The sequence below is a fragment of the Citrobacter sp. Cpo147 genome (genome assembly GCF_030332405.1).
GTDB lineage: Bacteria > Pseudomonadota > Gammaproteobacteria > Enterobacterales > Enterobacteriaceae > Citrobacter > Citrobacter portucalensis.
Map to the genome: position 1 here is coordinate 88,222 of NZ_JAOWHX010000035.1, position 14,489 is coordinate 102,710.

General features: G+C 53.7%; 15 protein-coding genes. 11 read left to right on the plus strand and 4 right to left on the minus strand.

Going from position 1 to position 14,489, the window contains the following annotated elements; translation table 11 throughout:
- Positions 1-30 precede the first annotated feature (30 nt).
- The 10 genes from livH (at position 31) to ugpQ (ending at position 9,325) form a co-directional block, all read left to right on the plus strand.
- Positions 31-957 (plus strand): high-affinity branched-chain amino acid ABC transporter permease LivH, encoded by a 927-nt coding sequence (livH, locus tag OGY06_RS17110; RefSeq protein WP_003827575.1) that lies wholly within the window; start codon positions 31-33, stop codon positions 955-957.
- Positions 954-2,231: a branched chain amino acid ABC transporter permease LivM gene (gene livM / locus OGY06_RS17115; RefSeq protein ID WP_286605762.1), complete on the plus strand. Its 1,278-nt coding sequence runs from the start codon at positions 954-956 to the stop codon at positions 2,229-2,231. Before livH ends, livM begins: the two co-directional genes overlap by 4 nt.
- Positions 2,228-2,995: a high-affinity branched-chain amino acid ABC transporter ATP-binding protein LivG gene (livG, locus tag OGY06_RS17120; protein WP_003827578.1), complete on the plus strand. Its 768-nt coding sequence runs from the start codon at positions 2,228-2,230 to the stop codon at positions 2,993-2,995. The genes livM and livG overlap by 4 nt, the downstream gene beginning before the upstream one ends.
- A gap of 17 nt (positions 2,996-3,012) precedes the next feature.
- Positions 3,013-3,726 carry a high-affinity branched-chain amino acid ABC transporter ATP-binding protein LivF gene (gene livF, locus OGY06_RS17125; protein WP_003827581.1) on the plus strand — a complete coding sequence of 238 codons (714 nt, stop codon included), beginning with the start codon at positions 3,013-3,015 and terminating at the stop codon, positions 3,724-3,726.
- A 101-nt stretch (positions 3,727-3,827) separates the two neighbouring features.
- Positions 3,828-4,109: a hypothetical protein gene (locus OGY06_RS17130; protein WP_003827582.1), complete on the plus strand. Its 282-nt coding sequence runs from the start codon at positions 3,828-3,830 to the stop codon at positions 4,107-4,109.
- A 246-nt stretch (positions 4,110-4,355) separates the two neighbouring features.
- Positions 4,356-5,672: a sn-glycerol-3-phosphate ABC transporter substrate-binding protein UgpB gene (ugpB, locus tag OGY06_RS17135; protein WP_003827583.1), complete on the plus strand. Its 1,317-nt coding sequence runs from the start codon at positions 4,356-4,358 to the stop codon at positions 5,670-5,672.
- Positions 5,673-5,782: 110 nt separating this feature from the next.
- Positions 5,783-6,670 (plus strand): sn-glycerol-3-phosphate ABC transporter permease UgpA, encoded by an 888-nt coding sequence (gene ugpA, locus OGY06_RS17140; protein WP_164562428.1) that lies wholly within the window; start codon positions 5,783-5,785, stop codon positions 6,668-6,670.
- Positions 6,667-7,512, plus strand: a complete 846-nt coding sequence (gene ugpE / locus OGY06_RS17145) for a sn-glycerol-3-phosphate ABC transporter permease UgpE (protein ID WP_003023450.1) — start codon at positions 6,667-6,669, stop codon at positions 7,510-7,512. Before ugpA ends, ugpE begins: the two co-directional genes overlap by 4 nt.
- A gap of 2 nt (positions 7,513-7,514) precedes the next feature.
- A complete protein-coding gene (locus OGY06_RS17150; RefSeq protein ID WP_286605764.1) occupies positions 7,515-8,585 on the plus strand; it encodes a sn-glycerol-3-phosphate import ATP-binding protein UgpC in 1,071 nt (356 codons plus the stop codon).
- The gene (gene ugpQ / locus OGY06_RS17155; protein WP_191219654.1) at positions 8,582-9,325 is read left to right on the plus strand and encodes a glycerophosphodiester phosphodiesterase; all 744 of its coding nucleotides are present in this window, start codon (positions 8,582-8,584) and stop codon (positions 9,323-9,325) included. The genes OGY06_RS17150 and ugpQ overlap by 4 nt, the downstream gene beginning before the upstream one ends.
- On the opposite strand, the gene OGY06_RS17160 is transcribed toward ugpQ, so the two are convergent.
- Entirely contained in the window at positions 9,322-9,762 is a 441-nt protein-coding gene (locus tag OGY06_RS17160; protein WP_003827591.1) for a DUF2756 family protein, read from the minus strand. The two genes, ugpQ and OGY06_RS17160, sit on opposite strands and share 4 nt — an antisense overlap.
- Positions 9,763-9,880: 118 nt before the next feature.
- Between OGY06_RS17160 and ggt the strand changes: the two genes are divergently transcribed.
- Positions 9,881-11,626, plus strand: a complete 1,746-nt coding sequence (gene ggt, locus OGY06_RS17165) for a gamma-glutamyltransferase (protein ID WP_286605766.1) — start codon at positions 9,881-9,883, stop codon at positions 11,624-11,626.
- A 44-nt stretch (positions 11,627-11,670) separates the two neighbouring features.
- On the opposite strand, the gene OGY06_RS17170 is transcribed toward ggt, so the two are convergent.
- From OGY06_RS17170 to OGY06_RS17180, 3 genes are read right to left on the minus strand one after another with little or no spacing between them, the layout of a single operon-like run.
- Positions 11,671-12,705 carry a phosphotriesterase family protein gene (locus OGY06_RS17170; RefSeq protein ID WP_003827595.1) on the minus strand — a complete coding sequence of 345 codons (1,035 nt, stop codon included), beginning with the start codon at positions 12,703-12,705 and terminating at the stop codon, positions 11,671-11,673.
- Positions 12,702-13,673 (minus strand): DMT family transporter, encoded by a 972-nt coding sequence (locus OGY06_RS17175; protein WP_079934302.1) that lies wholly within the window; start codon positions 13,671-13,673, stop codon positions 12,702-12,704. The genes OGY06_RS17170 and OGY06_RS17175 overlap by 4 nt, the downstream gene beginning before the upstream one ends.
- A 53-nt stretch (positions 13,674-13,726) precedes the next feature.
- A complete protein-coding gene (locus OGY06_RS17180) occupies positions 13,727-14,488 on the minus strand; it encodes a glutamine amidotransferase (protein WP_003827597.1) in 762 nt (253 codons plus the stop codon).
- Between the last annotated feature and the right edge of the window lies 1 nt (position 14,489).

The window sequence follows — 14,489 nt, forward strand, 5'->3', positions numbered from 1 at the left end:
CAAAACGGGCGGGTTTAAAAAGGTTACCTTATGTCCGAGCAGTTCCTCTATTTCTTGCAGCAGATGTTTAACGGCGTCACGCTGGGAAGCACCTACGCGCTGATCGCCATCGGTTACACGATGGTGTACGGCATTATCGGCATGATCAACTTCGCCCACGGCGAGGTGTATATGATCGGCAGCTATGTCTCCTTTATGATCATCGCAGCGCTAATGATGATGGGCATCGATTCCAGCTGGCTACTGGTCGCGGCGGGCTTCGTCGGCGCGATTGTGATTGCCAGCGCCTACGGCTGGAGCATTGAACGCGTGGCGTATCGGCCCGTGCGCAGCTCCAAGCGCCTGATCGCGCTGATTTCCGCTATCGGGATGTCCATCTTCCTGCAAAACTACGTCAGCCTGACAGAAGGTTCGCGCGACGTGGCGCTGCCCAGCCTGTTTAATGGCCAGTGGACTGTCGGCAGTAGCGATAACTTCTCTGCTTCAATCACCACCATGCAGTTGGTTATCTGGATCGTAACCTTCCTGGCGATGCTGGCGCTGACGCTGTTTATCCGTTACTCCCGTATGGGCCGCGCCTGCCGTGCCTGTGCAGAAGACCTGAAGATGGCCAGCCTGCTCGGCATCAATACCGATCGCGTGATTGCGCTGACCTTTGTGATTGGCGCGGCAATGGCGGCGGTAGCGGGCGTGCTGCTCGGTCAGTTCTATGGTGTAATTAACCCATACATCGGCTTTATGGCCGGGATGAAGGCCTTTACCGCGGCGGTACTGGGCGGCATCGGCAGCATTCCAGGGGCGATGATCGGCGGCCTGATTCTGGGCGTTGCGGAAGCGCTTTCCTCTGCTTATCTGAGTACTGAATACAAAGACGTCGTTTCATTCGCGCTGCTGATTCTGGTGCTGCTGGTGATGCCGACCGGTATTCTGGGTCGCCCGGAGGTAGAGAAAGTATGAAACCGATGCATTTTGCAATGGCGCTGCTCTCTGCCGCTATGTTCTTCGTCCTGGCGGGCGTCTTTATGGGTGTTCAGTTAGAGCTGGACGGTACCAGGCTGGTAGTCGATACCGCCGCGGATATCCGCTGGCAGTGGGTATTTATCGGCACTGGCGTGGTCTTTCTTTTCCAACTGCTACGTCCAGCCTTCCAGAAAGGCCTGAAGAGCGTCTCCGGACCGAAATTTATTCTGCCGGCGATTGACGGCTCCACCGTTAAACAGAAGCTGTTCCTGGTGGCGCTGCTGGTGATTGCCGTGGCGTGGCCGTTTATGGTGTCACGCGGTACGGTGGATATCGCCACGCTGACGATGATTTATATCATCCTCGGCCTCGGCTTAAACGTGGTGGTGGGGCTTTCCGGCCTGCTGGTGCTGGGCTACGGCGGCTTCTATGCCATCGGCGCTTACACCTTCGCGCTGCTGAACCACTATTACGGTCTGGGCTTCTGGACCTGTCTGCCGCTGGCGGGGCTGGTTTCCGCTGCAGCAGGCTTCCTGCTCGGCTTCCCGGTATTGCGCCTGCGTGGTGATTATCTGGCGATTGTGACCTTAGGCTTCGGCGAAATCGTCCGTATTCTGCTGCTCAACAACACCGAAGTAACCGGCGGTCCAAACGGTATTAGCCAGATCCCGAAACCGACCTTTTTCGGTCTGGAGTTCAGCCGTACCGCCCGTGAAGGCGGCTGGGATACCTTCAGCAACTTCTTTAACGTCAAGTACGATCCGTCTGACCGCGTCATTTTCCTCTATCTGGTGGCGCTGCTGCTGGTGGTCTTCTCGCTTTTTGTTATCAACCGTTTGCTGCGTATGCCGCTGGGTCGCGCGTGGGAAGCGCTGCGTGAAGATGAAATTGCCTGTCGTTCTCTGGGCTTAAACCCTACGCGTATCAAGCTGACAGCCTTTACCATCAGCGCCGCGTTTGCCGGTTTTGCCGGTACGCTGTTTGCCGCGCGCCAGGGCTTCGTCAGCCCGGAGTCCTTCACCTTTGCCGAGTCGGCCTTTGTGCTGGCGATTGTTGTACTGGGCGGAATGGGCTCACAGTTTGCGGTGATCCTCGCGGCCATCCTGCTGGTGGTGTCACGCGAGCTGATGCGTGATTTCAACGAATACAGCATGTTAATGCTGGGTGGTTTAATGGTACTGATGATGATCTGGCGTCCGCAGGGCTTGTTGCCGATGACCCGTCCACAGTTGAAGCTGCAAAACGGGGAAGCAAAAGGAGAGCAGGCATGAGTCAGCCATTATTATCCGTTAACGGCCTGATGATGCGCTTCGGCGGTCTGCTGGCGGTAAACAACGTTGAACTGGAACTGCGACCGCAGGAGATCGTTTCGTTAATCGGCCCGAACGGTGCGGGGAAAACCACGGTCTTTAACTGTCTGACCGGTTTTTATAAGCCGACCGGCGGGACGATTAAGCTGCGCGACCAGCACCTGGAAGGGCTGCCGGGTCAGCAAATCGCGCGTATGGGGGTGGTACGTACTTTCCAGCACGTGCGTCTGTTTCGCGAAATGACGGTGATTGAAAACCTGCTGGTGGCGCAACATCAGCAACTGAAAACCGGCGTCTTCTCCGGCCTGTTGAAAACCCCGTCGTTCCGTCGCGCGCAGAGTGAAGCGTTGGATCGCGCCGCCACCTGGCTTGCGCGTATTGGCTTGCTGGAGCATGCCAACCGTCAGGCCAGTAACCTGGCCTATGGCGATCAGCGCCGTCTGGAAATTGCGCGCTGCATGGTGACCCAGCCGGAAATCCTGATGCTCGACGAACCCGCTGCTGGACTCAACCCGAAAGAGACCAAAGAGCTGGACGAGCTGATTGCTGAACTGCGTAACCATCACAACACCACCATTTTGTTGATTGAGCACGACATGAAGCTGGTGATGGGGATTTCTGACCGTATTTACGTGGTGAACCAGGGCACGCCGCTGGCGAATGGGACGCCGGAACAGATTCGTAATAATCCGGATGTTATCCGCGCCTATTTAGGTGAAGCATAATGGGGGCGAGGCTTAATATGGATAAAGCGATGTTATCGTTCGACAAAGTCAACGCCCACTACGGCAAGATACAGGCGCTGCACGACGTCAGCTTGTATATCAACCAGGGTGAAATCGTTACTCTGATTGGTGCCAACGGTGCGGGAAAAACCACGCTGCTCGGCACATTGTGTGGCGACCCGCGAGCGACCAGTGGGCGAATCGTCTTTGATGGTAAAGACATTACCGACTGGCAGACGGCGAAAATCATGCGCGAAGCGGTAGCGATTGTGCCGGAAGGGCGTCGCGTGTTTTCCCGTATGACGGTGGAAGAGAACCTGGCGATGGGCGGCTTCTTTGCCGAAAAGGACCAGTTTCAGGAACGCATCAAATGGGTGTATGACCTGTTTCCCCGTCTGCATGAACGTCGTATTCAACGTGCGGGAACGATGTCCGGCGGTGAACAGCAGATGCTGGCGATAGGCCGTGCGCTGATGAGCCAGCCGAGGCTGCTGCTGCTTGATGAACCGTCGCTGGGTCTGGCGCCGATTATCATCCAGCAGATTTTTAACACCATCGAACAGCTGCGCGAACAGGGGATGACCATCTTCCTCGTCGAACAGAACGCTAACCAGGCGCTGAAGCTCGCCGATCGCGGCTACGTGCTGGAAAACGGTCATGTGGTGCTGGAAGACACCGGTGATGCGCTACTGGCTAACGAAGCGGTGCGAAGCGCGTATCTGGGCGGTTAATCATTCTCTGAATAGACAAGGGGCCTGCTGTGGCCCCTTTTTATTGCTCTATGTTATTATTGAGAATAGTTATCAATAATAAAAATGAACATGGAGAAAGGATGATTCGTTCAGGTACCTGCATGATGATTGGCAGTTTGTTTTTGACGCTTTCACTAACCACCCAGGCCTCAACACCGCCAGCGTTTGACCCGCGCGATCCCGCTATCTGGGAAGAGAAACCGGACAACCCGTTAGCGCAATCCGACTCGCCCTGCGAAGTGTTTACCAGCTCGGTATGCCCAGGCTGGGATGATGATAAATCGGATATCCAACGTGAACGTGAGCGGCGAGAGCAGCAGCGTTTACAGAATGAATATGAACGACGCTGGCGTCGGGATTAATCTTCCTTGCTGGAGCAGCAGATAACGCCATCAAGGCCGGAGAAGGTATAGCGATATCCGGCTTTGTTGTGCACCACCCCGCATTTTCCTGTCACTACGCTTTCACCGCCTTGCCATCTGTTTGTCGCCTTACTATCTTTTTTTGTAATAAAAAAGTTATTTTTCTGTCATTCGAGCATGTCATGTTACCCCCGCGAGCATAAAACGCGTGATATCGCGCATCCGGCACAACAAGAGAGATAACCGATGATATCGTTACGACATACAGCTTTAGGACTGGCACTTAGCCTGGCATTTGCAGGTCAGGCACTGGCGGTCACCACTATCCCGTTCTGGCACTCAATGGAAGGCGAACTGGGTAAAGAAGTTGATTCACTGGCGCAACGTTTTAATGCAGCCAATCCCGACTACAAAATTGTTCCGCAGTACAAAGGCAACTATGAGCAGAGCCTGAGTGCAGGAATTGCTGCTTTCCGTACCGGAAACGCGCCTGCGCTGCTGCAGGTTTATGAAGTGGGCACGGCAACCATGATGGCCTCAAAAGCCATTAAACCGGTCTATGAAGTATTCAAAGAGGCTGGCATTAACTTCGATGAGTCTCAGTTCGTACCGACCGTTTCCGGTTACTACACCGACTCTAAAAGCGGACACTTGCTCTCCCAGCCGTTTAACAGCTCCACTCCGGTGCTGTACTACAACAAAGATGCCTTCAAAAAAGCCGGTTTAGACCCGGAGCAGCCGCCGAAAACCTGGCAGGATCTGGCGGAGTACACCGCGAAGCTGAAAGCCGCAGGCATGAAGTGCGGTTACGCCAGCGGCTGGCAGGGATGGATTCAGATTGAAAACTTCAGCGCCTGGAACGGTCTGCCGGTAGCAACCAAAAACAATGGCTTTGACGGTACTGACGCGGTGCTGGAGTTCAATAAACCGGAACAGGTGAAACACATCGCTCTGCTGGAAGAGCTGAACAAAAAAGGTGATTTCAGCTACTTCGGGCGTAAGGACGAATCCACTGAGAAGTTCTACAACGGGGATTGTGCCATTACCACCGCCTCTTCCGGTTCGCTGGCGGACATCCGCCACTACGCTAAATTCAATTATGGCGTCGGGATGATGCCGTACGATGCCGATGTGAAGGGCGCGCCGCAGAATGCGATTATCGGTGGGGCCAGCCTGTGGGTGATGCAGGGTAAAGATAAAGCAACCTACGAAGGCGTGGCGCAGTTCCTCAACTTCCTGGCGAAGCCTGAAATTGCTGCCGAATGGCACCAGAAGACCGGCTATCTGCCGATCACCACCGCTGCCTACGACCTGACCCGTGAACAGGGCTTCTATGAGAAGAACCCTGGGGCTGATATCGCCACCCGCCAGATGCTGAACAAGCCGCCGTTGCCATTCACCAAGGGACTGCGTCTGGGCAATATGCCGCAGATCCGCACTATTGTGGATGAAGAGCTGGAAAGCGTCTGGACCGGGAAGAAAACCCCGCAGCAGGCACTGGATGCCGCCGTTGAGCGTGGCAATCAGTTACTGCGCCGCTTTGAGCAATCGACCAAGTCTTAAGTGTATAAGTGCCGGATGGCGCTGCGCTTATCAGGCCTACAAGTTCGTAGTTTGTAGGCCGGATAAGGTGCTTGCACCGCCATCCGGCACCTTCCAGGAAAAGAACCTACATGTCTTCATCCCGTCCGGTATTCCGCTCGCGTTGGCTTCCCTATTTGTTGGTGGCTCCGCAGCTGGTTATCACCGTTATTTTCTTTATCTGGCCCGCCGGTGAAGCGCTGTGGTACTCGCTACAATCCGTTGATCCGTTTGGTCTTTCCAGCCAGTTTGTCGGACTGGGAAACTTTGTCGCGCTGTTTCATGACCCGTACTACCTCGACTCATTCTGGACCACCATTAAGTTCAGTACGTTAGTCACGGTAAGTGGTCTGCTGGTGTCGTTATTTTTTGCGGCGCTGGTGAATTACGTGGTGCGCGGCAGCCGTTTTTACCAGACGCTGATGCTGTTGCCATACGCCGTCGCGCCTGCCGTCGCCGCCGTATTGTGGATCTTCCTGTTTAACCCAGGACGTGGGCTGATTACCCATTTTCTCGGTGAGTTTGGCTATGACTGGAACCATGCGCAAAACAGCGGTCAGGCGATGTTCCTGGTGGTGTTTGCATCGGTCTGGAAGCAGATTAGTTACAACTTCCTGTTCTTCTTTGCCGCACTGCAGTCTATCCCGCGATCGCTGATCGAAGCTGCTGCGATTGATGGCGCAGGGCCGGTTCGCCGCTTCTTTAAGCTGGCGCTGCCGTTGATAGCCCCGGTCAGCTTCTTTCTGCTGGTGGTGAATCTGGTTTATGCCTTCTTTGATACCTTCCCGGTGATTGATGCCGCCACGGCGGGTGGGCCGGTGCAGGCGACCACGACGTTGATTTATAAGATCTATCGCGAAGGCTTTGTCGGGCTGGATCTCTCCGCCTCGGCCGCGCAATCGGTGGTGCTGATGTTGCTGGTCATTATTTTGACGGTGGTGCAGTTCCGCTATGTGGAAAGTAAGGTGCGTTACCAATGATTGAGAACCGTCGTGGGCTGACAATATTCAGCCATGCCATGTTGATTATGGGGATCATGGTGATCCTGTTTCCGCTGTACGTCGCGTTTGTCGCGGCGACGCTGGACAACAAAGCGGTGTTTGAAACGCCGATGACGCTGGTTCCCGGCACGCAGTTGCTGGAGAACATGAAATACATCTGGGTCAACGGCGTGGGCGTCAACAGCGCGCCGTTCTGGTTGATGATGCTTAACAGCTTCATCATGGCATTCAGTATTACGGTAGGGAAAATCACCGTCTCCATGCTTTCCGCATTTGCCATCGTCTGGTTCCGCTTTCCGCTGCGCAACCTGTTCTTCTGGATGATTTTTATCACCCTGATGCTGCCGGTTGAGGTGCGAATCTTCCCCACCGTGGAGGTTATCGCCAACCTGAAAATGCTCGACAGCTATGCGGGTCTGACGCTGCCGTTGATGGCATCGGCTACTGCGACCTTCCTGTTCCGTCAGTTCTTTATGACCCTGCCGGATGAGCTGGTTGAGGCGGCGCGAATTGACGGTGCGTCACCGATGCGTTTTTTCCGCGATATCGTACTACCACTGTCAAAAACCAATCTGGCGGCGCTGTTCGTTATTACCTTTATCTACGGCTGGAACCAGTATTTGTGGCCGTTGTTAATTATTACCGACGTCAATTTGGGCACTGCGGTGGCGGGTATCAAAGGCATGATCGCCACCGGTGAAGGCACCACGCAGTGGAACCAGGTAATGGCTGCCATGCTGCTGACGCTCATCCCTCCGGTAATCATCGTGTTAGCCATGCAGCGCGCCTTCGTACGCGGTCTGGTCGATAGTGAGAAATAAAAATGGCTGGTTTAAAACTACAGGCAGTAACCAAAAGCTGGGACGGCAAAACCCAGGTAATTAAACCGCTGACGCTGGACGTCGCGGACGGGGAATTTATCGTGATGGTTGGGCCATCCGGTTGCGGAAAGTCTACGCTGCTGCGGATGGTCGCCGGGCTGGAGCGGGTGAGCGGTGGCGATATCTGGATTGATAATAAACGCGTCACCGAGATGGAGCCGAAGGATCGCGGCATAGCGATGGTCTTTCAAAACTACGCGCTCTACCCGCATATGAGCGTGGAAGAAAACATGGCCTGGGGGCTGAAAATCCGCGGGATGGGCAAGGAGCACATTGCTGAACGGGTAAATGAGGCGGCGCGTATTCTCGAGCTGGGTGAGCTGCTCAAACGTCGTCCGCGCGAACTTTCTGGCGGTCAGCGCCAGCGCGTAGCGATGGGGCGAGCGATTGTGCGTGACCCAGCGGTCTTCCTGTTCGATGAGCCGCTTTCTAACCTTGATGCCAAGCTGCGAGTACAGATGCGTCTGGAGTTACAACATCTGCATCGCCGCCTGAAAACCACTTCGCTATACGTGACGCACGACCAGGTTGAAGCGATGACCCTCGCCCAACGGGTGATGGTGATGAACAAAGGCATTGCCGAGCAGGTAGGTACGCCGGTTGAAGTGTATGAAAAACCTGCCAGCCGCTTTGTGGCGAGTTTTATCGGCAGCCCGGCGATGAACCTGCTGGACGGGTGCATCAGTACCTCGGGCACCCATTTTGAACTGGAGGGCGGCATGACGCTACCCATCGGCAGAAGCGCGAGAGAGTCTATTGGCCGTAACATGACGTTGGGTATCCGCCCGGAGCATATTGCGCTAAGCTCGCAGGCCGAAGGCGGTGTGCCGTTGGTTGTTGATACACTGGAAATGCTGGGCGCAGATAACCTGGCACACGGACGCTGGGGCGAGCAAAAGCTGGTGGTGCGACTGGCGCATCAGCATCGCCCAACGGCAGGCAGCACGCTGTGGCTGCATTTGCCAGAAAATCATCAACATCTTTTTGATGGCGAAACAGGACAACGCGTATGAGTAACTGGCCTTACCCCCATATTGTCGCCCATCGTGGCGGCGGTAAGCTGGCCCCGGAAAACACCCTGGCGGCGATCGACGTGGGGGCGCGATACGGGCATACCATGATCGAGTTTGACGCTAAATTGTCGAAAGACGGTGAGATCTTCTTACTGCATGACGACAACCTGGAGCGAACCAGCAACGGCTGGGGCGTGGCAGGCGAGCTGAACTGGCAGGATTTATTGCGCGTGGACGCCGGCGGCTGGTTTAGCGGTGAGTTTAAAGGTGAACTGCTGCCGCTGCTCTCGCAAGTGGCCGAGCGCTGCCGTCAGCATGGAATGATGGCAAATATTGAAATTAAACCCACAACCGGTACCGGAACGTTAACCGGCAAAGTCGTGGCGCTGGCTGCGCGGGAACTGTGGGCGGGAATGACGCCGCCACTATTGTCATCCTTTGAAATTGATGCACTTGAAGCGGCGCAGCAGGCGGTACCTGAACTGCCGAGAGGCTTGCTGCTTGATGAATGGCGCGAGGACTGGCGCGAGCTGACCACACGGCTTGGATGCGTCTCTATTCATCTTAATCACAAACTGCTGGATGAAGCGCGTGTGGATGCGCTGCGCGATGCGGGGCTACGTATTCTGGTATATACCGTCAACCGACCCCAGCGCGCGGCGGAACTGCTGCGCTGGGGCGTGGACTGCATCTGTACCGATGCCATTGATACGATTGGTCCGGATTTCCAACCTTTTTAAGGCCCAATCGTTTTTAACGGAACGTTAGGCTGCGGCGTGCTGGAGGGCTTCAGCATGTCGCCGTTCTTTTTCTCTGACAGCATATGTTGCTTATTCAGAGAGCTGTCCGGGTTACGGGTTCCACTCAACATCCCACCGTTGCTGTTGGGCAGCATTTGCTGCTGACCGGAATTTAGCTCGCCTGGCTGAGACTGAAGGACCCGCTGGGAGTTGGTGTTAATTTGGTTTTCCAGATGCTGTTGCTGCATACGCGTCTGCGTTTGCAACTGCTGGTTGAGCATCCCTTTCTGCTGAATTTGCTGCGTTTGCATTTGGGTTTGCATACGCTGCTGACTCGGGATCTGATAACCGGGTTGGTTCGGGTTATTCATGGTGTTGATGGGCTGTGCAAAGCCTGCAAACGGCAACAGCATGGCTAAAAGTAAGAGTCGTTTCATCGCTTTTCTCCTCTCGGGGATCTCTTAAGTTTACTCCTTTCTCGCCGTTACGATGATTATTTCAGAGTTATGCACCAGGCTTAGTGGGGGCCGACCCCCATACATCTGGAGAATAACGATGATAAAACCGACGTTTTTACGCCGGGTAGCCATTGCTGCTCTGCTCTCAGGAAGTTGTTTTAGCGTTGCTGCCGCGCCGGCTGCACCACCACCGGTATCTTACGGAGTCGAGGAAGATGTGTTCCATCCCGTACGTGCTAAGCAAGGGATGGTGGCCTCTGTGGATGCTTTAGCTACCCAGGTTGGTGTGGACATTCTTAAACAGGGTGGGAATGCCGTCGATGCCGCCGTGGCCGTTGGCTATGCGCTGGCGGTGACGCATCCCCAGGCGGGCAATCTGGGCGGCGGTGGTTTTATGCTGCTGCGTACCAAAGACGGTAACACCACAGCGATCGATTTTCGTGAAATGGCGCCTGCTGGCGCGACCCGTGACATGTTCCTCGATGAGCAGGGCAACGCCGATGCGAAAAAGTCGCTGACGTCGCATCTGGCATCCGGTACGCCGGGTACCGTGGCGGGTTTCTCGCTGGCGCTGGAGAAATACGGCACGATGCCGCTGAACAAAGTGGTGCGCCCGGCGATGAAGCTAGCGGAAGAGGGCTTTGTGGTTAATGACGCGCTGGCCGACGATCTGAAAACCTATGGCAGCGAAGTGCTCCCTAATCACGAGAACAGCAAAGCCATTTTCTGGAAGGACGGCGAGCCGCTGAAAAAGGGCGACAAGCTGGTGCAAAAGAATCTGGCGAAAAGCCTGGAAATGATTGCCGAGAATGGCCCGGATGCGTTTTATAAAGGGGCGATTGCCGATCAGATAGCCGGGGAAATGCAGAAGAACGGCGGGCTGATGACCAAAGAGGATTTAGCCAGCTATAAAGCCGTGGAGCGCACGCCGATAAGCGGTGACTATCGCGGGTATCAGGTCTTCTCCATGCCGCCGCCGTCCTCTGGCGGTATTCACATCGTGCAGATCTTCAATATTCTCGAAAACTTCGATATGAAGAAGTACGGATTTGGCAGCGCCGATGCTATGCAGGTTATGGCTGAAGCGGAGAAATATGCTTACGCCGACCGTTCAGAGTATCTGGGCGACCCGGATTTTGTGAAAGTGCCGTGGCAAGCGCTGACCAACAAAGCCTATGCTAAAACGCTTGCCGATCAGATTGATATCAACAAGGCTAAGCCTTCCAGCCAGATCAAACCTGGCAAACTCGCCCCGTATGAAAGCAACCAGACTACGCACTTCTCGGTAGTGGATAAAGACGGCAATGCCGTGGCGGTAACGTATACCCTGAATACCACCTTCGGGACCGGCATCGTGGCGGGTAACACCGGCATTCTGCTGAATAACGAAATGGACGACTTCTCCGCTAAGCCAGGCGTGCCGAACGTTTATGGACTGGTGGGCGGTGATGCTAACGCGGTTGGGCCGAAGAAGCGTCCGCTGTCATCGATGTCGCCGACTATCGTGGTAAAAGACGGGAAAACCTGGCTGGTGACCGGCAGCCCAGGTGGAAGCCGAATCATCACTACTGTGCTGCAAATGGTGGTCAACAGCATTGATTTCGGGATGAACGTCGCCGAAGCGACCAACGCGCCACGTTTCCATCATCAGTGGTTGCCGGATGAACTGCGCATCGAGAAGGGCTTCAGCCCGGATACAATCAAGCTGCTGGAGCAAAAAGGACAGAAAGTGGCGCTGAAAGAGGCGATGGGCAGCACGCAGAGCATCATGGTTGGACCGGATGGCGCACTGTATGGTGCTTCTGACCCGCGTTCCGTGGATGATTTAACGGCGGGATACTGATTTTTGATTAATAGCCCGGTGTCAGGCACCGGGCGTTTTGTTGGCTATGCCGTGAGTAACCGCGCTGGATTATCAATACAGAGCTTGCGAAGAGTATCGTTGTCTACTCCACGGGCAGCCAGATAGGCGAGGAAAACATTCGGGACAAACCCCCAACCGTTCCCCCCATTTTTTGCCCACATCTGTTTGAGAAAAACATCATGGCTTAAAACTATCTGATCGGCGTAACCCAGTTCAATCAGATGAGCTACCGCATCTGCGGTCTCCTGAACGCCTGGGGCGATACCTTCTTTAGGGAAGGTAATGTCCAGACCAATCATGTCAAATTCAAGCCACACGCCGCGGTCGAGCATTTTACGTTGATAGGCAACATCTTTTCCTGACGGGTCCGAGTGTGCCAGCGAAACTTTTGCCGGAGAGACGTTCATCTCTTCAAGGACAATATCCAGTACCTCATCACCCAGCCGCAGCCACCCTGGCATATGGATATTCATCGCCGTATGGGGATTATTACGTTGTGCCAGAGACGCCGCCCGCAGACTGTTACGTTCCGCTTGGGTAAATGCGGGTGACACGCCAATTTCACCGATCATACCGGCGCGAATATCCGTCTCGCCAATCCCCTGATTCAGTTCCTTATCAATCAGTGCGGCTAATGAATCGACAGGTTTATGGATCCTGGTGCTTTCAAACTTCTCCAGATAAGGTCCTGATGAAGCAACGATATTCAAACCGGTTTTTATTGCCACTTCCCGTAACGATGAAGCGTCCCGACCGATAGACTCAGAACCCGTCGCGTCGACAATCGTTCTGCCTCCTAGTGACATAAAATTATTGATTTCAAAGATGACATCATCAATCTCTTTTCTGTCCATGTTATCGGCGCAGCAGTATGGGTCGTGTTTCAGTCCCCACTGAAGGTCAGCACTGACTTTTTTTCCTACCAGTTGCTGTGAAAAAGCATAATGTGGTTCATCAACAACGGATGACAGATCGTTAAACAGATGCTCATGCGGGAGCGTTAGCCCCATATCAGTGTGCGCCACTGGGCCTGTCACGGTTTGCAGGAAACCTTTCATCCTGACACCTCCATTTTTTGCGCCATTTTGGATGCTCTGTATTCAGGAATGGTGGTAACAATTGCGCCCACTAACGCGAACAACGTGCCGATGATGGTGACCAGATAGACCGTATTGCCTAAGGATGGGATCAATTCATCAATCAATACCGACCCAAGCAACTGGCCTGCGGTAGATGCTACACCCAGCATTAGCAGACCTAAGCCTCTGACCAGAATCGCCATCAGCCCGATGGACAGCAGACCCAGCGGGCCACCGAGATACATCCACCACGTATCGGGTAACTGGACGGTGACATGGCCTAATGCGACACGTATCGCCAGTGCAGCGCCCAGCACACAAAAGCCGACAATGAAGTTCCAGGTAATGGAAACCAGCATAGAGCCCGTGGCCTCGGCAACTTTGGCATTTCCAGCAGGCTGCCAGCCAGCGAGTAATCCTGCCAAAAATGGAAGGATAGCGAGCAGGATAAAGGAGGTTGAATGCCACTGTGGCGACACGACAAAAATCGTGGCAATAACCGCGAACAATGCGCCAGCAACGCGCCATGGGGTGAAATATTTCTTCTCATCCACACCGACACCAAAACGGTCGCACAGTAGGCCGGAAAGGAGCAGGGCGGAAATTAATGCAGTTTGAAACGTGGCAACGCCCAACGCGCTGGCTGATGCCCCTTCCGAAAATACAACCATCGCTCCACATAATCCGGCAAACCAATTCCACAGCGGGATTTTTCTCTTTTTAATCAGCGTCGGGATCGATGCGAATTGCTGGCGTGTTTCTTTACGCGCAATAATAATGAAAAACATGACGACCAGACCGCTGGCGAACGAGATTACTGCACAAGCATTACCATCTTGCAACCAGTGTCCCAATTGCCCATTAACGGCAGACTGCATTGGGGAAAGCATACCGGCTAAGATGGTTGCAAGCATCAGTAAGGGAGTTGAGTACTTATTTTTGTTCATACATCAATCCTTGTATTTTATAAAAGGAGTAACTTTCGTTACTCCATTGTTTTTTATTTTCTGGCGATGAATTGAAGCGTGTTAACCCACAGGTCGGTATAAAACGGCCAGGACATAAATTGCTGTGTTCCCCAGTGTGGAGAACAGTCGCTCATGAAGCAGGCGGTTTTACCCTGTTGGTATTCACCGAACACTAACAGCGGGTCATTATTTATTGTTAAAACAACATCGGCATCTTCTCTGGCGACAACCTGGTTATATCCAAGAAATACCGGGTAGTCTGAGAATCCGTTAACGACAGGATGTTCCGGGGAGATAGCCTCAGCGCAGATACCCTCTGGTTTTTCTACCCGGTCATCGCCGTCAAGCATAATAACTGGCAAAACCTCGGCAAGAATGGTGTTCTTGTAATTAGCCTTGGCCTCAATGCCCATAAATGACAGATAGCCGCCAATCATGAGCAGACCACCACCATTTCTGACATACTCTTTAATTGATTCCAGAGCATTTGGCTTTATTTTTAGCTGATAGAACGTCTCGTTTTGCAACAGGAACGTATTGCTGCCGATATCGCTAATAACAATGACATCATAACGGTTTAGTTCATCAATGCTTTCTGGAAATGCAATTTGCACGGTGTGAGCCGGCATATAATCAATTTCTACACCACCTTTCTTTAAGCATTCAAGCAACCATGTAGCACCTTCTTCATATTTACTGGAGGTAAAACTGTCATAGCCTTTTGAATGAATCATGTGAATATGCCAGGATTCTCCAATAAAGAGCACCTTTAGTTTTTTCTGCGTATTGTTCATA